Source organism: Streptomyces sp. NPDC111628, assembly GCF_055635195.1.
In genome coordinates, this window is the sequence record NZ_JBVKBZ010000003.1 from 1015603 (window position 1) to 1035378 (window position 19776).

The 19776-nt window shown below is 72.6% G+C and carries 17 protein-coding genes; 5 read left to right on the forward strand and 12 right to left on the reverse strand.

What is annotated here, in order from left to right:
* Nucleotides 1-29 precede the first annotated feature (29 nt).
* Entirely contained in the window at nt 30-1298 is a 1269-nt protein-coding gene (locus ACZ7MF_RS19555; protein WP_471478048.1) for an extracellular solute-binding protein, read from the reverse strand.
* A 251-nt stretch (nt 1299-1549) separates the two neighbouring features.
* Between ACZ7MF_RS19555 and ACZ7MF_RS19560 the strand changes: the two genes are divergently transcribed.
* Nucleotides 1550-1765 (forward strand): dodecin, encoded by a 216-nt coding sequence (locus ACZ7MF_RS19560; RefSeq protein ID WP_016325534.1) that lies wholly within the window; start codon nt 1550-1552, stop codon nt 1763-1765.
* A 33-nt stretch (nt 1766-1798) separates the two neighbouring features.
* Here the strand turns inward: ACZ7MF_RS19560 and ACZ7MF_RS19565 are convergent, their stop codons facing one another.
* Nucleotides 1799-2290 (reverse strand): phosphatase domain-containing protein, encoded by a 492-nt coding sequence (locus ACZ7MF_RS19565; RefSeq protein ID WP_471478049.1) that lies wholly within the window; start codon nt 2288-2290, stop codon nt 1799-1801.
* 59 nt (nt 2291-2349) lie between these two features.
* Here ACZ7MF_RS19565 and ACZ7MF_RS19570 point away from each other — a divergent pair, with 59 nt between their 5' ends.
* A complete protein-coding gene (locus ACZ7MF_RS19570; protein ID WP_471478050.1) occupies nt 2350-3369 on the forward strand; it encodes an LLM class flavin-dependent oxidoreductase in 1020 nt (339 codons plus the stop codon).
* A gap of 41 nt (nt 3370-3410) precedes the next feature.
* On the forward strand, nt 3411-5756 hold the full coding sequence (locus ACZ7MF_RS19575; RefSeq protein WP_471478051.1) for an ATP-binding cassette domain-containing protein: 2346 nt from the start codon (nt 3411-3413) through the stop codon (nt 5754-5756).
* 45 nt (nt 5757-5801) lie between these two features.
* Here ACZ7MF_RS19575 and ACZ7MF_RS19580 read toward each other — a convergent pair whose 3' ends face one another.
* The 6 genes from ACZ7MF_RS19580 to ACZ7MF_RS19605 all read right to left on the reverse strand — a co-directional run bounded on the left by ACZ7MF_RS19580 (nt 5802) and on the right by ACZ7MF_RS19605 (nt 12012).
* Nucleotides 5802-6773: a PRC and DUF2382 domain-containing protein gene (locus ACZ7MF_RS19580; protein ID WP_471478052.1), complete on the reverse strand. Its 972-nt coding sequence runs from the start codon at nt 6771-6773 to the stop codon at nt 5802-5804.
* Between the two features lie 72 nt (nt 6774-6845).
* Entirely contained in the window at nt 6846-7673 is an 828-nt protein-coding gene (locus ACZ7MF_RS19585; RefSeq protein WP_471478053.1) for a lysophospholipid acyltransferase family protein, read from the reverse strand.
* Complete coding sequence (locus ACZ7MF_RS19590; RefSeq protein ID WP_471478054.1) at nt 7673-8443, reverse strand: GNAT family N-acetyltransferase; 771 nt, start codon at nt 8441-8443, stop codon at nt 7673-7675. Before ACZ7MF_RS19590 ends, ACZ7MF_RS19585 begins: the two co-directional genes overlap by 1 nt.
* A 200-nt stretch (nt 8444-8643) precedes the next feature.
* The gene (locus tag ACZ7MF_RS19595) at nt 8644-9393 is read right to left on the reverse strand and encodes a succinate dehydrogenase/fumarate reductase iron-sulfur subunit (RefSeq protein ID WP_471478055.1); all 750 of its coding nucleotides are present in this window, start codon (nt 9391-9393) and stop codon (nt 8644-8646) included.
* Nucleotides 9390-11339: a fumarate reductase/succinate dehydrogenase flavoprotein subunit gene (locus ACZ7MF_RS19600; protein WP_471478056.1), complete on the reverse strand. Its 1950-nt coding sequence runs from the start codon at nt 11337-11339 to the stop codon at nt 9390-9392. The genes ACZ7MF_RS19595 and ACZ7MF_RS19600 overlap by 4 nt, the downstream gene beginning before the upstream one ends.
* Before the next feature lies 1 nt (nt 11340).
* Nucleotides 11341-12012, reverse strand: a complete 672-nt coding sequence (locus tag ACZ7MF_RS19605; RefSeq protein ID WP_471478885.1) for a succinate dehydrogenase — start codon at nt 12010-12012, stop codon at nt 11341-11343.
* A 131-nt stretch (nt 12013-12143) separates the two neighbouring features.
* Between ACZ7MF_RS19605 and ACZ7MF_RS19610 the strand changes: the two genes are divergently transcribed.
* A complete protein-coding gene (locus ACZ7MF_RS19610; RefSeq protein WP_003977934.1) occupies nt 12144-13028 on the forward strand; it encodes a LysR family transcriptional regulator in 885 nt (294 codons plus the stop codon).
* 34 nt (nt 13029-13062) lie between these two features.
* Here the strand turns inward: ACZ7MF_RS19610 and ACZ7MF_RS19615 are convergent, their stop codons facing one another.
* Nucleotides 13063-13962 (reverse strand): NAD(P)H-binding protein, encoded by a 900-nt coding sequence (locus ACZ7MF_RS19615; RefSeq protein ID WP_471478057.1) that lies wholly within the window; start codon nt 13960-13962, stop codon nt 13063-13065.
* A gap of 180 nt (nt 13963-14142) precedes the next feature.
* Between ACZ7MF_RS19615 and ACZ7MF_RS19620 the strand changes: the two genes are divergently transcribed.
* A complete protein-coding gene (locus ACZ7MF_RS19620; RefSeq protein WP_471478058.1) occupies nt 14143-14979 on the forward strand; it encodes a LysR family transcriptional regulator in 837 nt (278 codons plus the stop codon).
* Nucleotides 14980-15267: 288 nt separating this feature from the next.
* On the opposite strand, the gene rmdA is transcribed toward ACZ7MF_RS19620, so the two are convergent.
* The 3 genes from rmdA to ACZ7MF_RS19635 form a co-directional block, all read right to left on the reverse strand.
* Nucleotides 15268-17412, reverse strand: coding sequence for a cyclic Di-GMP phosphodiesterase RmdA (gene rmdA / locus ACZ7MF_RS19625; RefSeq protein ID WP_471478059.1), 2145 nt, complete (start codon nt 17410-17412; stop codon nt 15268-15270).
* Nucleotides 17409-18221: an SAM-dependent methyltransferase gene (locus tag ACZ7MF_RS19630; protein ID WP_356863832.1), complete on the reverse strand. Its 813-nt coding sequence runs from the start codon at nt 18219-18221 to the stop codon at nt 17409-17411. The genes rmdA and ACZ7MF_RS19630 overlap by 4 nt, the downstream gene beginning before the upstream one ends.
* Nucleotides 18222-18446: 225 nt before the next feature.
* On the reverse strand, nt 18447-19394 hold the full coding sequence (locus ACZ7MF_RS19635) for an SCO0930 family lipoprotein (protein WP_471478887.1): 948 nt from the start codon (nt 19392-19394) through the stop codon (nt 18447-18449).
* Between the last annotated feature and the right edge of the window lie 382 nt (nt 19395-19776).

Below are 19776 nucleotides of genomic sequence, written 5' to 3' on the forward strand. Positions count from 1 at the left end.
GCGCCGGCCCGCGCCCCGTCGCCCGTCGGTCAGCGCGTGTTGACGTCCAGCAGTTCGGTGATGCGGTCGGAGGCCTTCCGGGCCTCCGACTTCGCCTTCGCCCCCTTGAGCACGTTCGTCATGTACTCCTTGATCGGGTTGTCCGCCTCGACCGCGCCCCACCGCGGCGTACCGGGGGTCGCCCGGCCCTGTGCGGCACCGGCCGCCATGGCCTCGATCCCCTCCTCGCCGGAGACGTCCTCGGCGAGCGACTTCTTGTTGGGGACGTAGTTCATGGTGCGGGCCAGGTCGGTGTTCCACTTGGTGCTCACGAGCGCCTCGACCACGGCACGGGCGCCGTCCTCCTGGTCGGTGTTCTTCGGGACGACGAGGTCGGAACCGCCGGTGAAGACGGCGCCGGGCTTGTCGGCGCTCTTGCCGGGCACGGGGAAGAAGCCGATCCGGCCCTTGAGTTCGGGGTTCTCGCGCAGGATGGACTGGGCCTGGCCCGGCACCGCGATGATCTGCGCGACCTGTCCGTTCGCGAAGACCCCGGCCTGCGGCGGGTGTTCCTCGTCGGCGTCGACCGGGCCGTCGCCCAGAGCCTGCAGTTCGCGGTAGAAGTCCATGCCGCGCAGGGCCGCCGCGGAGTCCAGGGCGCCCGTCCAGACGCCGCCCTCGCCGTCCTGGGTGGCGAGTTCGCCGCCCTCGTCCCAGATGAATCCGGAGAGCGTGTACCAGTCCTGCCCGGCCAGGTAGATGCCCTGGCCGCCGTTCTTGTCGAGCTTCTCCGTGGCGGTGAGCCACTCCTCGCGGGTGCGGGGCGGCTCGCCCACGCCGGCCTGCTCGAAGAGGTCCTTGCGGTAGATGACGACGCGGTTGGCGGCGTACCAGGGGATGCCGAACTGCTGGGACATCCACTGCCCGGGTTCGGCGAGGCCCGGCAGCCAGTCGCGGATGCCCCAGTCGCGCATCGACTCCAGGGTCAGGTCCTGCAGCCGGCCGCCCTCCGCGTACTGCGGGACCTGGGTGTTGCCGACCTCGACGACGTCGGGGCCGTCCGTGCCGTCGGCCTTCAGCGCGGCCTGCACCTTGTCGCCGATCCCGGTCCACTCCTGGATGCGGACGTCCAGGTCGAGGTCGGGGTGGTCGGCCTCGAAGCCCTCGGTGAACCGCTTCAGGAAGTCCTGCGAGGCGCTGTCCTTCATCAGCCACACGGTGACGGTGCGCCGCTCGCTCCCGCCGTCCTGCGAGATCAGGCCGCAGCCGCTGAGCACGGTGGCGGACACACAGACAAGGGCGAGGAGGCGACGTCTCACGAGGGGTCCTTCTGACTGACGAACAGAGGGCGCAGGCAGGTGTGTCCTGCACACGCGAAGGGAGACCCGACGTGGGGGACGAGCCCGAGGCTCGAACGGGTGTCTGGGATTTTGGTATGGACCATTACAAAGGTCAAGGGGAGGTACCGGAGGGTTTCCACCCCGAACGCCGATGCCTCGCGCTCCGTCCCGTCTTGGGGCACGGTGGAGTGACGCAGGGCACACCGCTGCCCCGTGGAAGGGAGCATCGCATGTCGAACCACACCTACCGGGTCACCGAGGTCGTCGGCACCTCGCCCGACGGCGTCGACCAGGCCGTCCGCAACGCCGTCACGCGTGCCTCGCAGACCCTGCGCAAGCTGGACTGGTTCGAGGTGACGCAGGTGCGCGGCCAGATCGAGGACGGGCAGGTCGCGCACTGGCAGGTCGGGCTCAAGCTCGGCTTCCGCCTGGAGGAGTCCGACTGACGGCCCCGGAGCCTCTTCCGGCCACCACGTCCCTCAGGTGCGGCCCTCACGCTCCTGTGCCACGCGCAGCTCGGCCGACCGGGCCGCCCAGCGCGCCCGGACCACGGGGAATCCGGACCGTTCGGCGTCGTCGCAGACCAACTCGTCGTCGTCCACCAGGACCCGGACCTCACGGGTCCGAGCGAGCCGCCGCAGGATCTCCAGCTTGGTGCGCCGGGCGGGCCTGCGGTCGGCGTTGCCGCGCATGTGCACGGCGCCGTCCGGCAGGCCGTGTGCGGCCAGCCAGTCGAGCGTGTCGCGCCGGCAGCGCTCGGGCCGTCCGGTGAGGTAGACGATCTCGCACTCCTTCGCGCTCTCCCGCACCAGCGCGATGCCCTCCGCGAGCGGCGGATCGTGCGGCGCGGCGGCGAAGAAAGCGTCCCAGTCACGGGGCCTGCGCTCCAGGAACCGCTGCCGGTGCGCGGTGTCGGCGAGGGTGTTGTCCAGGTCGAACACGGCCACCGGGGGCCCACTGCTGTCGCTCACCCGCCCACCCTAGAGCGCGCCGCCGGGAATCTGTGCGGCGCGCGGGCGTTGAAGACGGTGTGACCTCTGCACTCGCCAACACCCGCTTCTCCGTCCTCGACCGCTCCCGCATCCGGGCCGGCCGCAGTGCCGGGGAGGCACTGCGCGACACCGTGGAGCTGGCCCGGGAGGCGGAGCGGCTCGGCTACCACCGGTTCTGGGTGGCGGAGCACCACGGCGTGCCCGGAGTGGCCGGATCGGCGCCGACCGTGCTCGCGGCCGCCGTGGCCGGGGCCACGAGCCGTATCCGCGTCGGCACCGGGGGCGTGATGCTGCCCAACCACCGGCCGCTGGTGGTCGCCGAGCAGTTCGGCGTGCTGGAGTCGCTCTTCCCGGGCCGGATCGACATGGGGCTCGGCCGCTCGGTGGGCTTCACCGACGGCGTCCGCAGGGCGCTGGGCCGGGAGAAGGACGACGCCGAGGACTTCGACGCGCAACTGGCCGAGCTGCTCGGCTGGTTCCGGGGCACCTCGTCCACGGGCGTGCACGCGCGCCCCGCGGAGGGGCTGACCCTACCGCCGTTCGTGCTCGCCATGGGCGAGGGCGCGGCCGTCGCCGCCCGTGCGGGCCTGCCGATGGTCATCGGGGACCTGCGCGACCGGGACCGGATGCGCCGCGGCATCGACCGCTACCGCGCCGCGTTCCGCCCCTCCGAGTGGAGCCCGGAGCCGTACGTCGTCGTCTCCGGCACCGTAGCGGTGGCCGCCACGCCCGAGGCGGCCCGGGAGCTCCTGGTCCCGGAGGCGTGGTCCATGGCCGAGGCCCGCACGCGCGGCTCCTTCCCGCCGCTGCCGCCGGCCGAGGAGGTCGAGGCCCGGTCCATGACCGGCAAGGAGCGCGACCTGTACGAGGCGGGTCTCGCCGGCCACATCACCGGCACCGAGGAACAGGTCGCCGACGAGCTGGAGACGCTCGTGAAGGAGACGGGCGCGCAGGAGGTGCTGGTCACCACCAGCACGTACGACCGTGCCGCGCTGCTCGACTCCTACCGGCGGCTCGCCCGTGTCACCGGTACGGGGCCGCTCGGCGCCCCGGCGTAGAATCGCGGGGTTTGTCCCACCCACCGTACGGAGCGCCCGCGATGCACAGCCCCCACGACCCGTACGTGCGCGTGCGCGACGCCCGCGAGCACAACCTCAAGGGCGTCGACGTGGATGTCCCCCGGGACGTGGTGGCGGTGTTCACGGGCGTCTCCGGATCGGGGAAGTCGTCGCTGGCCTTCGGAACGGTCTACGCGGAGGCGCAGCGCCGTTACTTCGAGTCGGTCGCGCCCTACGCCCGGCGACTGATCCACCAGGTCGGCGCGCCCAAGGTCGGCGGGATCACCGGGCTGCCGCCCGCCGTGTCGCTCCAGCAGCGGCGGGCGACGCCGACGTCCCGCTCCTCGGTGGGGACGGTCACCAACCTCTCCAACTCCCTGCGGATGCTCTTCTCCCGCGCCGGCACGTACCCGCCGGGCGCCGAGCGGCTGGACTCCGACGCGTTCTCGCCGAACACGGCGGCCGGGGCCTGCCCGGAGTGTCACGGGCTCGGCCGGGTGCACCGCACGACCGAGGAGCTGCTGGTCCCGGATCCGTCGCTGTCCGTCCGGGACGGGGCGATCGCCGCGTGGCCGGGCGCGTGGCAGGGCAAGAACCTGCGGGACGTCCTGGACGCGCTCGGGTACGACGTGGACCGGCCCTGGCGGGAGCTGCCCGCCGAAGCGCGGGAGTGGATCCTGTTCACCGACGAGCAGCCGGTGGTCACGGTCCACCCGGTGCGGGACGCGGGCCGCATCCAGCGGCCGTACCAGGGCACGTACATGAGCGCCCGGCGCTACGTACTGAAGACGTTCGCGGACTCGAAGAGCGCCACGCTGCGGGCGAAGGCGGAGCGCTTCCTGACCAGCGAGCCCTGCCCGGTGTGCGGCGGCGGCAGGCTGCGGGCCGAGGCGCTCGCGGTGACGGTCGGCGGCCGCAGCGTCGCCGAACTGGCCGCGCTGCCGCTCGCCGAGCTGCCCGGCCTGCTGCCGACCGAGGGCGAGACGGCCAAGGTGCTGACCGAGGACCTCACGTCCCGGATCGCGCCCGTCGTGGAGCTGGGGCTCGGCTATCTGAGCCTGGACCGGACCACTCCCACCCTGTCGGCGGGCGAGTTGCAGCGGCTGCGCCTGGCGACCCAGCTGCGCTCCGGGCTGTTCGGCGTCGTGTACGTCCTCGACGAGCCCTCCGCGGGTCTGCACCCGGCCGACACGGAGGCGCTCCTGACGGTCCTTGAACGGCTGAAGGCGGCCGGCAACTCGGTGTTCGTGGTGGAGCACCACCTCGGTGTGATGCGCGGCGCCGACTGGATCGTGGACGTCGGCCCGCTGGCCGGTGAGCACGGCGGGCAGGTGCTGTACAGCGGCCCGGTCGACGGACTGGCCGGGGTCGCCGGGTCCGCCACCGCCCGTCACCTCTTCGACCGCTCCCCCGCGCCCGCCCGCGAGCCGCGCACCCCGCGCGGCGCGGTGACGGTCGGTCCGGTGACCCGGCACAACCTGCGCGGGGTGACCGCGCGGTTCCCGCTCGGGGCGCTGACCGCGGTGACGGGCGTGTCCGGCTCGGGGAAGTCGACGCTGGTCGGCGAGGTCACGGAGGACCTCGCGGGGGTGGACCGGCTGGTCTCGGTCGACCAGCGGCCGATCGGCCGCACCCCGCGCTCCAATTTGGCCACCTACACGGGCCTGTTCGACGTCGTGCGCAAGGTCTTCGCCGCCACCGACCGCGCGCGGGAGCGGGGTTACGGCGTGGGCCGGTTCTCCTTCAACGTGCCGGGCGGGCGCTGCGAGACCTGCCAGGGCGAGGGTTTCGTCAGCGTCGAGCTGCTGTTCCTGCCGAGTACGTACGCGCCGTGCCCGGACTGCGGCGGGGCCCGCTACAACCCTCAGACGCTCGAAGTGGCCCACCGGGGACGGAACATCGCCGAGGTGCTGGACCTGACGGTGGAGGGCGCGGCGGAGTTCTTCGCGGACACGCCGTTGGTGGCCCGCGCCCTGGCCGCCCTGCTGGACGTCGGTCTGGGCTACCTCCGGCTCGGCCAGCCCGCGACCGAACTGTCCGGCGGCGAGGCGCAGCGCATCAAGCTGGCCGGCGAGCTGCAGCGGGGCCGTCGCGGCCACACCCTGTACCTGCTCGACGAGCCCACGACCGGTCTGCACCCGGCCGATGTCGCGGTGCTGATGCGTCAGTTGCACGGTCTGGTGGACGCCGGGCACACGGTGGTCGTGGTCGAGCACGACATGAGCGTGGTGGCAGGGGCCGACCACGTGATCGACCTGGGACCGGGCGGCGGGGACGCGGGCGGCCGGATCGTCGCGGCGGGGTCGCCGGCAGAGGTGGCGCGCGTTCCGGAGAGCGCCACCGCGCCCTATCTGGCGCGGGCTCTGGACGGCGGGAAGCGCCGGTGAAGTCCGTTCACCGGCGCACGGTCCCGCGTTGACGACGGGGGACGGTCACTCGCGGCCCCGCCGCTTGCCGCCCCGGCCCGTCTCCTCCTCCGTGAAGGACTCGGTCTCGGCCTCGATGCGCTCCTTGCGGACCTGGCCGCGCACCGTCTCGTTCTCCGTGAGCTCCTCCGTGGTCATCCGGACGCGCTCCACCGGCACCGTCTCCGTCTCCACGACGGGGCGTTCCGCGTGCAGCGTGACCTCGTGCTCGGCCTCGCTGATCTCCGGCCCGGCCAGGGCGTCGCCACGGTTGGCGTCCGTGATGGGCTCGCGCACCACGCGCACTTCCTCGTGGGTCACCGGAACGGTCTGCTGGACCTCTTCCGTGACCACGTACTTGCGCAGCCTGGCCCGGCCCGACTCGTGCCGTTCGACGCCGACGTGCAGCTGCTCCTCGGAGCGGGTCATGGCCTCGTCGCCGCGCATGCCCTCGCGTGCCATGGCGTCCTTGCGGCCGGTCATGCCGCCCGCGGTCCCGGCGGTGCCGCCGGTACCGGCCGCAGCGCGCATGTCCTTCCCGCCCGCCTCGCCGGTCCGGCCGGCCATGCCCGCCGCACCCGCCGCTCCGGCGGCTCCGGCGGCTCCGGCCGCGCCCGCGGTGCCCGGTCCCGCGGCCGTGCGGCCGTCGTCGGTGCGCTCGGCCTCGGACAGCACGCTGTCCCAGTTGATGCCGTAGTAGTCGTAGAGCCGGTGCTCCTCGGTCTCCGACAGATGGCCGCCCGAGTCGACGTCGACAGAGGGCGCGCCCTTGACCTGGTCCTTGCCGTAGGGAACCTCGAGGTGGTCCTGCACCAGTGCGGCGTCCCGGATGGGCACGAAGGACTCGGTGGAGCCGAACATGCCCGTCTTGACGCTCACCCACTCGGGGCGCCCGGTCATGTCGTCGAAGAAGACATGCTTCGCGTCGCCGATCTTGTTGCCGTCACCGTCGTAGACCGGTTGGTCCAGGACGTTGGCGATCTCTTCACGGGTGATCATCTGCCATCACCCTCCTTTCGAGTGCCTGCCTTCCGGTTGTCCGCATCCAGCGGTACGGAAACGGCACAAACCTCACAAAGCACACATACTTTTCGAAGGTGCTTTCCCCTGGTCACCGTGGACCGCGTGCTCGGTGGCCCGGGCCAGGGCACGGCGGTCACCGTGGCGGCCGGGCGGTACGAGCGGCCGCACCTCCACCTCGGCGGTCAGTCCGCGCGCCGACGCCACCCGCCACAGGGAGGCGAGCAGCGTGTCCACGCCGACGAACGCGGGCGTCGTGCTCAGCTCCCGCTCCCCGGCCCGGTAGCGGATCCGGACCGGCTGGACCGGCACCCCGGCGTCCAGGGCGGCCTGGAACACCGCCCGGCGGAAGGTTCCGTGGGCCCGTCCGCACCACGTGCTGCCCTCGGGGAAGGCGGCCACCGCGGCGCCCCCGCGCAGGGCCCGCGCGATCGCGTCGACCGTGCCCGGCAGGGCGCGCGGCCGGTCCCGTTCGATGAACAGCACTCCGGCGCGCGCCGTCGGCCCGCCCGCCACGGGCCAGCGCCGGATGTCGCTCTTGGCCAGCATCCTCGCGGGGCGTACGGCGGCCAGCAGCGGGATGTCGAGCCAGGAGACGTGGTTGGCGACGAGGAGCAGCCCGCCCCCGGGGACGGCGGCCCCCGTGACGCGGACCCGGACCCCCGCGGCCCGCACCACCCACCGGCACCAGCGCCGCACCAGGACCGCGGGCAGCCTGCGCCGCAGGCCGGAGGGGGCCAGCACGACGGCGATCCCGGCGAGGAGCAGCACGGCGACCGCGGTGAGCCGCAGCACGGCGCGCGGTACGGCCGCCGCGGCCGGGGACCGTTCCACGCACGCGGCGGGGGTGCAGGGTGCGAGGGGCAGCCAGCCGCTCATCAGGCCGGGGCCAGCGAGAGGAAGTGCCGCAGGTAGCGCGGGTCGACCCGGTTCATCGGCAGCAGCACGTACAGGTCCGCGACGCCGAAGTCCACGTCGTGCGCGGGTTCCCCGCAGACCCAGGCGCCGAGCCGGAGGTAGCCGCGCAGCAGCGCCGGCAGCTCGGTACGGGCGGCGGGCGCCGCCGGGCGCGGAACCCACGGCAGCAGCGGCCGTACCCGGTACTCCTCGGGCGCCAGGTGCTTGGTCCGCACCCGGTCCCAGGCTCCGGCGGCGAGGGCACCGCCGTCGGCGAGCGGGAGGGAGCAGCAGCCCGCCAGCCAGGCGTGGCCGCGGTCGGTCATGTAGCGGGCTATGCCGGCCCAGACGAGTCCGATGACGGCGCCGTCGCGGTGGTCGGGGTGCACACAGGACCGGCCGACCTCGACCAGGGAGGGCCGGATCGTGTCCAGGGACGTGAGGTCGAACTCGCTCTCCGCGTACAGCCGTCCGGCGACCGCCGCGCGCTCCGGCGGCAGCAGCCGGTAGGTCCCGACGACCTGCCCGGTCGTCTCCTCGCGCACGAGCAGGTGGTCGCAGTAGGCGTCGAAGGGGTCGACGTCGTACCCGGGCTGCGGGCTCGCCAGCAGCGCGCCCATCTCCCCGGCGAACACGTCGTGCCGCAGCCGCTGGGCGGCCCGGACGTCGTCCTCGTCGCGGGCGAGGGCGACGGTGTAGCGGCGGGGCGCGGCGGGCTTCGGGGGACGGTCAGCGGTCAGTACGCCGGTCATGGGTGCTCTCCTGGTCGTGAGAACGGGGTCGTGGGGACGGCTCGTCCCAGTTCTTCCGACGCCGGCTGTACTGCACATGACGACTGCCGGGAGCGCGGATGTGCGCTTCCTGAATGCCGGGCGCGAAAGCGAGACGGGGCCGGGGGGAGCACCTCCCCCGGCCCCGCCCGTCCGCACTTTGTCGGCGAACGTCGTGAGGGCTACTTCTTGGCCACCTTGCGCGTGGCCCGCAGCCATTCCTTGTTCATGCTGGTGATGGACACCAGGGGAATGCCCTTCGGGCACGCCGTCGCGCACTCGCCGGTGAGCGTGCAGCCGCCGAAGCCCTCGTCGTCCATCTGCGCCACCATGTCCAGCACCCGTGTCTCCCGCTCGGGCGCGCCCTGCGGCAGGACGTTCAGGTGGTTCACCTTCGCGGACGTGAACAGCATCGCCGCCCCGTTCGGGCAGGCCGCCACGCAGGCGCCGCAGCCGATGCACTCCGCGTGCTCGAAGGCGAGGTCGGCGTCCGGCTTCGGCACCGGCGTGGCGTGCGCCTCCGGTGCGGCCCCGGTGGGCGCGGTGATGTAGCCGCCGGCCTGGATGATCCGGTCGAAGGCCGAGCGGTCGACGACGAGGTCCTTGACGACCGGGAAGGCGGAGGCCCGCCACGGCTCGATGTCGATGGTGTCGCCGTCCTGGAAGGACCGCATGTGCAGCTGGCAGGTGGTGGTGCGTTCGGGGCCGTGGGCGTCGCCGTTGATGACCAGCGAACAGGCGCCGCAGATGCCCTCGCGGCAGTCGTGGTCGAAGGCGACCGGGTCCTCGCCCTTGAGGATGAGCTCCTCGTTGAGGGTGTCGAGCATCTCCAGGAAGGACATGTCGCTGGAGATTTTGTCCACCTCGTACGTGGACATGGTGCCGTCGGCGTCGGCGTTCTTCTGCCGCCAGACGCGCAGGGTGAGCTTCATGCGTAGCTCCGCTGGGTGGGGTGGACGTACTCGAAGACCAGGTCTTCCTTGTGCAGGGTGGGGGCGTCGCCGGTGCCGGTGAACTCCCAGGCGGCGGCGTACCCGAACTCGTCGTCCCTGCGGGCCGCCTCGCCGTCGGGGGTCTGGGACTCCTCGCGGAAGTGGCCGCCGCAGGACTCGGCGCGGTGCAGCGCGTCGAGGCACATCAGCTCGGCGAGTTCCAGGTAGTCGACGATGCGGTTGGCCTTCTCCAGCGACTGGTTGAACTCCTCGCCGGTGCCGGGGACCTTGATGCGCCGCCAGAACTCCTCGCGGATCTGCGGGATGCGCTCCAGGGCCTTGCGCAGGCCGGAGTCGGTGCGGGCCATGCCGCAGAACTCCCACATCAGCTCGCCCAGTTCGCGGTGGAAGGAGTCCGGGGTGCGGTCGCCGTCGACGGACAGCAGCAGGTTCAGCCGGTCCTCGGTCTCGGCCAGCACCTCCTGCACCACCGGGTGGTCGTCGTCCACGTCGTCCTTGTGCGGGGTGCGGGCGAGGTAGTCGTTGATGGTGGCCGGCAGCACGAAGTAGCCGTCGGCCAGGCCCTGCATCAGCGCCGAGGCGCCGAGGCGGTTGGCGCCGTGGTCGGAGAAGTTGGCCTCGCCGACGGCGAACAGGCCGGGGATCGTGGTCTGGAGGTCGTAGTCGACCCACAGGCCGCCCATCGTGTAGTGCACGGCGGGGTAGATCCGCATGGGCACCCGGTACGGGTCCTCGTCGGTGATCCGCTGGTACATGTCGAAGAGGTTGCCGTACTTGGCCTCGACGGCCTTGCGCCCCATGCGCTTGATCGCGTCGGCGAAGTCCAGGTACACACCCTGGCCGCCGGGGCCCACTCCCCTGCCCTCGTCGCAGACGTTCTTCGCGGCGCGGGAGGCGATGTCGCGCGGGACCAGGTTGCCGAAGGACGGGTAGATGCGCTCCAGGTAGTAGTCGCGCTCGTCCTCGGGGATCTTGTTCGCGGGCCGGTCGTCGCCCTTGGCCTTCGGCACCCAGATCCGGCCGTCGTTGCGCAGCGACTCGCTCATCAGGGTCAGCTTGGACTGGTGGTCGCCGGTGCGCGGGATGCAGGTCGGGTGGATCTGCGTGAAGCAGGGGTTGGCGAAGTAGGCCCCGCGCCGGTGCGCCCGCCAGATCGCGGTCGCGTTGGAGTTCATCGCGTTGGTGGAGAGGTAGAAGACGTTGCCGTAGCCGCCGCTGGCCAGGACGACGGCGTCAGCGTAGTAGGTGTCGATCTTCCCGGTGATCAGATCCCGGGCGACGATGCCGCGGGCCCGGCCGTCCACCACGATCAGGTCGAGCATCTCGGTGCGCGGGTGCATCTCGATGGTGCCGGCCGCGATCTGCCGGCTGAGCGCCTGGTAGGCGCCGAGCAGCAGCTGCTGTCCCGTCTGGCCGCGAGCGTAGAAGGTGCGGGAGACCTGGACGCCGCCGAAGGAGCGGGTGTCGAGCAGACCGCCGTACTCGCGGGCGAAGGGCACGCCCTGCGCCACGCACTGGTCGATGATCTCGACCGAGATCTGCGCCAGCCGGTGCACGTTGGACTCGCGGGAGCGGAAGTCGCCGCCCTTGACGGTGTCGTAGAACAGGCGGTGGATCGAGTCGCCGTCGTTGCGGTAGTTCTTCGCGGCGTTGATGCCGCCCTGGGCGGCGATGGAGTGGGCGCGGCGCGGGGAGTCCTGGTAGCAGAACTGGACGACGTGGTAGCCCTGTTCGGCCAGCGTCGCGCCCGCGGAGCCGCCCGCGAGGCCGGTGCCGACGACGATGACGGTCTTCCCGCGCCGGTTGGCGGGGTTGACCAGCTTCGCCTCGAAACGGCGCGTGTCCCAGCGCTCGTTGACGGGTCCGGCCGGGGCCTTGGTGTCGGCGACCGGCTCACCGGTCGTGTAGTCGGCGTAGGTTGTCATGTCAGCTCACCACTCCGGTCATGACGCCCACGGGTACGGCGACGAAGCCGATCGTGAGCAGCAGCGCGAGGACGTTCGCGGTCGTCTTCAGGGCGCGGTCGCGGGTACGGCTGCCGGCGCCGAGGGTCTGGGCGGCGCTCCAGAAGCCGTGCTGGATGTGCAGGCCGAGGGCGAGCATCGCGACGATGTAGATGACGTTGCCGTACCAGGTGGAGAAGGTGTCCACGACGTTCTGGTAGGGCTTGCCCGTCTCGAAGCCGCCGGAGTGCACGGTGCCGGTGGTCAGATCGAGGATGTGCCAGACGATGAACAGAGCGAGGATGATCCCGCCCCAGCGCATGGTGCGCGTCGCGTAGCTGGAACGGGCCTTCTTGTGCACGTACTTGCTGGGCCGCGCCTTGATGTCGCGGCGGCTGAGCTGGTACGCGGAGACGGCGTGGGCGACGACGGCGACCACCAGCACGACGCGGATCAGCCAGAGCGTCCACTCGTAGTGCATGAACGGCTCGCCGACCGTGCGCAGCCAGTGGGCGTAGTGGTTGAACTCCTCGACCCCGAAGTAGATCTTCAGGTTCCCGATCATGTGGGCGACCAGGTAGAGCAGCATGACGAGACCGCTGACCGCCATCACTGTCTTCTTGCCGACGGTCGAGTCCCACACGGTGCGCGCCATGGACGGCCGTCGGTCCGTCCGCGTTGCCAGAGCCATGTCACCGGACGTTACGGGCCCGGCACCTCATCGGTCCAAGACATGGAACGCCTGGATTCCATAGGGCTTGCCTATCGACGTCGTATGCTCGCGGTATGCAGTTGCAACAGCTCCAGTACTTCGTGGCGGTCGCCGAGACCCGGCACTTCACCCGGGCCGCCGAGGTGGTCCACGTGGCGCAGCCCTCGCTGTCGCAGCAGATCAAGGCGCTGGAGCGGGAGCTGGGCGCCGACCTGTTCCTGCGGGCCCGCGGGAACATCACGCTCACCGACGCCGGCGAGGCGCTGCTGCCGCTGGCCCGGCGCATCCTGGCGGACGCGGACACCGCCCGGCACGAGGTGCTGGAGCTGGCGCAGCTGCGCCGGGGCCGGGTCAGGCTGGGCGCGACCCCGAGCCTGTGCACCGGCCTGCTCCCGGACGTGCTGCGCGCCTTCCACGACCGCTATCCCGGCATCCAGCTCCTGATCGAGGAGGGCGGCTCGCACGACCTGGTGCGGGAGCTGGCGCGCGGGGCGCTGGACCTCGCCCTGGTCGTGCTGCCGCTGCCCACCGCCTCACCGGCGCTGACCACGGTGGAGCTGCTGCGCGAGGACCTGGTGGTGGTGTCCTCCCCGGAGTCGCCCCGGCCGGGCGGCGGGCGCCGTGCCGTGCGCATCACCGACCTGGAGGGCGAGCGTCTGGTGATGTTCCGGCACGGTTACGACCTGCGGGAGCTGACCGTGGCCGCGTGCCGCTCGGCCGGGTTCGAACCGGACTTCGCCGTGGAGGGCGGGGAGATGGACGCGGTGCTGGGCTTCGTACGGGCCGGGCTCGGCATGGCGGTCGTCCCGCGGATGGTGGCCGCCCGCTCCGGACGCGGACTGCGGGTGACCCCGCTGGCCCGGCCCGGCCTGTACCGGACGATCGCCCTGGCCCACCGCAGCGACGTGGCTCCGCCGCGGGCGGCGCGGGAGTTGCAGCGGATGCTGCTGGAGCGGTGAGGGACCGCCCCCGTTCAGTGGCCCGGAGCCGCTGTCAGGCGAGCGTGGCCGGCCTCAGGACCTCCTCGCACCAGCGGCGGAAGCCCGTGGGCGCGGTGTCCGGGGTGCTGGGCTCGGCCGCGCCGTAGAAGCCCTGGGCATCCATCGCCGAGGCCATGTCGGCCAGACCCTGGGCCCCGCTCTCGCTCGCCCCGAACCGCAGGGCGGAGGCCTTGTACGCCTCCGGGGTGGTCTCCCGTACCCGTACCGGACGGCCCAGTACGTCGGACAGCACCTTGGCCATGCCCTCCGGGGTGAGGTCGTCGGGGCCGACGAGCGGTACGTCCGCGCGGCCGGTCCAGGTGTCGTCGAGGAGCAGACGGGCGGCGGTGGCGGCGATGTCGGCGGTCGCGCAGGTCCGCAGCACGCGGTCGGCGGCGTACGCCATGCGGAACTCGCCGGTGTCGCGCAGGGCGGCCGCCTGCCCGAGCAGGTTCTCCATCAGGAAGGGCGGGCACAGCGCCCGGTAGTGCACGCCGGTGGCCGCGATCCGGTCATCCATGGCGAGCGAGGCGGAGACCGGTCCGGCGTCCTTGGCCACGCCGCGGCCGAGGGTGGAGACGGCGACGACCCGTGGCACGCCCTGCCGCGCGATCACCTCGCACAGCGGCAGTGTGAAGTCCCGGAAGTGGCCCTCGACGCTGTCGGCGCCGGGCGCAGGCGGCACCAGCCAGAACACCTGGTCGGCACCCTCGCAGGCCGCGCCCAGGACCTCGGGGTCGGCGTGCGAGCCCTGGAACACCCGGGCCCGCTTCCGGGCCCGTGCGGTGAGCCGGCCGGGATCGCGGGCGATGACGCGCAGGGCGGTCCCGTCGTTCCGGGCGTCGAGGCCGTCCAGAACGTTGTCGAGGACCTGTCGGCCGATTCCGCCGGTCGGGGTGGTGATGACGATCACGAGCACAACTCCGGTTCAGGGAGGGAGAAGAGAGGGGTGCGCGCCGGGCGGGAGGCCTGCTGCCGTTCACTCTCCGGCGCTTTCCCATCCTGTGCGCCGGGCGGCCGGAACTGAAGGATCGATCGGGTCCCGCTTGTTACCCTGAGGGCAATACCGAGCGGCGCCGGAGGGAGGCGGAACATGGAGTCGCGTCCCCTGCGCTACTTCGTGGCGGTCGCCGAGGAGCTCAACTTCGCGCGCGCCGCCGAGCGGCTGGGCATCTCTCCGCCGCCCCTGTCCAGGGCGATCCGCCGCCTGGAGTCGGAGCTGGGCGTCACCCTGTTCGAGCGGACCACCCACAGTGTCACCCTGACCCCGGCCGGGGACGTGCTGCTCGCCGAGGCGCGCGTCGCGCTGGACGCCCTGGAGGCCGCCGGGCGGCGGGCCGGCCGGGCGGCAGAGGGGCCGAAGCTGGTGCTGGCCGTGAAGGCCGACGGGGACGCGGGCCTGCTGGAGCCGATCCTCGCCCGCTACGCGTCGGAGCCCGGGTCCGTGCCGGTCGCCGTCCGGCTGTGCGGGTGGCAGGAGCAGCCGCGGCTGCTGCGCGCCGGCGAGGCGGACGTCGCCCTGGTCCACGCGCCGTTCGACGGCACCGGCCTCGACACCGAGACACTGGCCGCCGAACCGCGCGTCGCCGTCCTCGCCGCGGACCACCCGCTCGCCGCCCGCGACCGGCTGGAGCTGGCCGACCTGGGCCTCGACGCGGGCAGCGTGGAACGGCACATCGACGCGGCCCGGCGCGGCCACGACGACCTGGCCCAGGTGCTCACGGCCGTCTCCCTCGGCAAGATCGTCACCCTGCTTCCCGCGTCGGTGACCGCCCGCTACCCGAGGCCGGGAGTCGCCTACCGCCCGGTCCTGGACGCCCCGCCGGTCGTCCTGGCCCTCGCCTGGCCCCAGCAGTCCCGCTCGACGGCGACCGCGGCCCTGGTCCGCGTGGCGACGGAAGCCGCCGAGGCCGCCCGCGCCGGGACGTGAACCGGGTCGTCGGTACCGGGGCAGAAGACGGGGCGTCCGCGCCGGGAGGAGAACGGAGACGCCCGCGCCGGGAGGGGAGCCGACGCACCCGCGCCGGGGCGTGAACCGAGCCGTCCGCGCCGGGGCAGGAGCCAAGCCAGCCACGCCGGCCGCCCTGCGGCAAGGCGCAGGCTGGGCCGCCCCGGGGCCGGGATGCCGCACGGGCACATACGGCGCCGCATGGCCCGATCCGCCCGGGACGAAGCCTGAGCCGGCCGTGACGGGTCCCGGACGGACCGGCGGCCCCGCTCAGCCCGTCGCGTCCACCAGGGCCAGTTCGTGCAGCCGCTCGGGTGGGCCGGGGCGGGCGTAGTACCAGCCCTGGGCCGTGTCGCAGCCCAGTATGCGCAGTTGCTCGGCCTGGGCGCCGGTCTCCACGCCCTCCACGGTGACCGCGAGGTCCAGGCTGTGGGCCAGGGCGACGATCCCCTCGACGATCTTCAGGTCGACGGGGTCGGCCGGGAACTGCTGCATGCTCTGCGTGAACGAGCGGTCCAGCTTGAGGACGCTCACCGGCAGCCGGCGCAGGTTGGCGAGGTTGGAGTAGCCGGTGCCGAAGTCGTCCAGGGCGATGTCGACGCCCATCTCGGCCAGCCGGCGCAGCGGCTTCAGCAGGTCGTCGTCCGCGCCGATCAGTGCCGACTCGGTGACCTCCAGGCACAGCGCGTCGGGCGCGACGCCGGTCCGCTCCAGGATCTCCACGGTGTCCTGGACCAGGCCGGGGTGGGTGAGCTGGCAGGGCGAGAGGTTGACGTTGATGCGCAGCGGGCCCGCGGCCCCGCTCTCGCCGTACCGCTCCCGCCAGACGCGGGCCTGCCGCACGGACTGCTCCAGGACCCAGCGGCCCAGCGGCACGATCAGCCCCGTGTGCTCCGCGAGCGGGATGAACCGGTCCGGGCCGAGCACCCCGTGCTGCGGGTGCAGCCAGCGCACCAGCGCCTCGGCGCCGCGCACACTGCCGTCGCCGAGGTGGACCAGCGGCTGGTACTCGATGAAGAACTCGCCGCGCTCCAGCGCCGCGGGCAGCGCCGTGGTCAGCCCGTGCCGGGTGATGACGCGGGCGTCGGCCTCCGGGTCGGCCAGCTCGAATCGGTTGCCGCCCGCCGACTTGGCCCGGTACATGGTGATGTCGGCGCTGCGCAGCACCTCGGCCGGGCTGCGCTCCCCCGCCGGGCCCTCGACGATGCCGATACTGCCGCGCACGGTCAGCTCGCGGCCGTCGACGCTGACCGGGGCGAGCAGCGCGTTCATGATGCGGCCGGCCAGCTCGTCGACCTCGTGCCGGGTGTCCGGACCGGTGGTCAGCGCCACGAACTCGTCGCCGCCCAGCCGGGCCACCATCTCGCCGGGCGCGGTGGCACAGGCCTGGAGGCGGTCGGCGACCTCGACGAGCAGCCGGTCGCCGGCCGCGTGGCCGAGGCTGTCGTTGACGGTCTTGAAGCCGTCGAGGTCGAGGTAGCACAGGCCGAAGCGCTGGCCCGGGCCCGCGTTCAGGGCCTTCTCCAGGCGTTCGAAGAAGAAGCTGCGGTTGGGCAGGCCGGTGAGCGCGTCGTGCGTGGCCTCGTAGCGCAGCCGCAGGTTGAGCAGCCGCCGCTCGGTGGTGTCCTCCATCAGCGCGAGCTGGTACTGCGGGATGCCGTCGGCGTCGCGCAGCAGGGAGACGGTGAGGTTGGTCCACAGGACCGTCCCGTCGGGCCGGTAGAAGGCCTTCTCCACGTGGTAGTGCTCGCGCTCGCCGCGCACCAGCTCGTCGTAGAGCCGCCAGGTCTGCGGCGCGTCGTCGGGGTGCGTCCACTCGGTGGCCCGGCGGCCGCCCAGCATGGGGTCGGCGATGCCGAACATGCGCATCAACGCCTCGTTGACCTGGAGGACGTTGCCGTCCAGGTCGGCGATGCCGATGCCTATGGCGGCGCCCTCGAAGACCGCGCGGAAGCGGGCCTCGCTGGCGTGCAGGGCCTCGGCCACCACGCCCTGCGCCTTCAGGGCGGCCTGCGCGATGGCCTCCTGCTCGGCGAGGGTACGGGCCCGCAGCGCCCCGGCGAACCCGGCCGCCATCGCGTGCTGGAGCCGCGCCGAACGGGCCCGCAGGTCCTCCGGGTCGCCGTCCTCTCCGCAGTAGAGCACCAGGTAGGCGTCGACGCAGTCCAGCGTCCGGGAGAGCGCCTCCGGGTCGGTGCAGTGCGCGTCGACGAGGGCGGCGCCGACCGCCCTGGCCTCCCCCGCGTCGAAGCTCCGGGCGCGCAGCACGTCGCTCAGCCGGCGGGCCAGCGGCAGCAGTTCCGCCTCGAACTCGGGCCGGGTGGACGACGTCGAGGTCACCGGGAACACGGCCCGGCTCCAGATCGTCGCGAACCGCCGCAGCCTGTCCTCCGGCCCGTCCGGCTCGGCGCTCACGCCGTACGCCCCACGCCGGCGAACCCGGAGAACGCGTACGGGTCCTCTTCCTCCGGCTCCCCCTCCGGCTTCCAGCGCGGCATCGGAACCAGTCCGGGTTCCACCATGTCGTACCCCTTGAAGAACCGCGCGATTTCCTCGCGCGAACGCATGATCAGCGGATTGCGGATGTCCTTGTACACGTCCACCGCGCCCCCGGCCCGCTCGGCGGGCAGCGGGATGTTCTCGTACGAGGCGTGCGTGAGGACGAGCAGGCTGCCGGGCGCGAGCGCGTCGCTCAGCTCGGCCACCGCAGCGTACGGGTCGTCCTCGTCTTCCACGAAGTGCAGTATGGCAACCAGCAGCAGGGCGACCGGTCGATTCAGGTCGATCAGCCGCTCCACCTGGGGACTGGCCAGGATCTCCCGCGGCTTGAGCAGGTCGCCGGCCACGACGTCCGCGTGGTCGTGGCCCGCCAGGACGGCCTCGCTGTGCGCGACCGCCACCGGGTCGTGGTCCACGTAGACCACACGGGAGCCGGGGCGGCTGCGGCCGGCCACCTCGTGGACGTTGCCGAAGGTCGGGATGCCGGAGCCGATGTCGAGGAACTGGTCGATGCCCTCGTCGGCCGCGAAGCGCACGGCCCGGCGCATGAACGCCCGGTTCGCCTGCATGATCTTGGGGAGCCCCGGCATGAACTCCATGGCCCTGCGGGCCGCTTCGCGGTCCACCTCGAAGTTGTGCGAACCGCCCAGGTAGAAGTCGTAGATCCGGGACACGCTGGGCACCGAGATGTCGATGCTGCGAGGGGCCCAGGCGGGACGCTCCATCTAGCTCTCCAAGGCATAGGCGATCCGGTGTTCGAGCTGAGGCTACTGATCGCCCGCCAAAGGGGCGAGCCCAAACGGAAATTGACCGTCCGTTCCCGGTCACTGCCCGAGGCACGTGCCGTGGGCGAAGGCATGCCAAAGCACACGAACGGGACCGTCCCCTCCGCTGGGCACGGAGGGGACGGTCCGCTGGTCGGACGCCGAAGGGCGGCGGGCGGGAGGTCGCTACTTCTTCGGCGCGCCGACCGGCTTTCCGTCGGGCTTGACGGCGTACCAGGTGCCGCCGACGCCCTGGCCGTTGGTGTCCCCGGCCTTCTTGTCGCCGGCGAAGGTGTAGATGGGCCAGCAGTCGATCGTCTGCTGGGCGGCGCCGTCGGGCCGGGTGAAGCTCATCAGCCCCTTCTTCTCGACGCCCTTGGTGTCGTTGGCCTCGACGGGCGCCACGACCGGCCACTTCTCCAGACAGGCGCCGGTGCAGGCGGACACCGGCTTCGGCCAGGCCTCGTCCTTCATGAAGCGGTAGACGGTCATGCCGTTCTTGTCGACGACGATCTCGCCGAGCTTCGGGTCCTCGCGGGTGGACAGCCCGGCGGCCGGCTCGGCCTTGGCCTTCTTGCCGTCGGCGGCCAGCGCGTACCACTTCTTGCCGACGCCCTGGCCCTTGACGTCTCCGGCGGCGGTGTCCTTGGCGTAGCGGTACGCGGGCCACCCGCCGATCGTCAGCTGCTTGGTGCCGTCGGGGCGGGCGACCTCGCCGAGCAGGTCCTTGTCGATGCCCTCGCCGGCGAGGGCATCGTCCGCGGCGACCGGCGGCCAGGTGGTGGCGCAGTCGTTCTCGCAGGTGGTCTTGGGCGGTTCGGCGGTGTCGGCGTCGAAGCGGTAGAGGGTACGGCCCGCTCCGTCGGTCACCAGATCGCCGATCTCGGCGTTCGCCGCGACGGACAGCTTGCCCGCCGGCTCCGGCGCGCTCGCCGAGGCCGGTCCTGCGCCCGGGCCGGTGCCGAGTCCGTCACCGGCGCCGGTACCGAGGTCGCCGACGTCGCCGGGAGCGGCCGTGGCACCCACGTTCTGGCTGCCGGTGGGGGCGCCGCCGTCCTGGCCGCACGCCGTCGTCAGCGCCAGCAGCGCCGCGGCGCCCGCCACGAGTGAGGCGCTCCGCCAGGAGGTCTTCATCGTCAATCCCCGATCGTCACGAAGGTGTTGGGGCGCCCTGGTGGGCCGCCGCACGACACTGGGTACGCACGGCGGAGCCCGTTGTGTTCAACCGGTCGCGGGTTTTCTTCCGGTCCGCCACCGGCGCGCGGTGCCTCGTACAGGTTTCCGGGCCCCGGCGCGGGCCCCTCCGCCGCCGTCAAACCCCTGGTGGGGCCATGTCCCTCCTTCGGGGCAATCGCCGGGCACTCGGGCGTGGGACGGTGCGCCAGGCTTCATGATCTGCGTCGTGCATGGACCCGAACCGACCCGATCCGCCGCTGCCGGACGGGTGTTGGCCCTGGTGACGTTGACGTTCACCCTCGTCGGCATACCGGCCGGCGCGGCCCGGGCCGACGCGTGT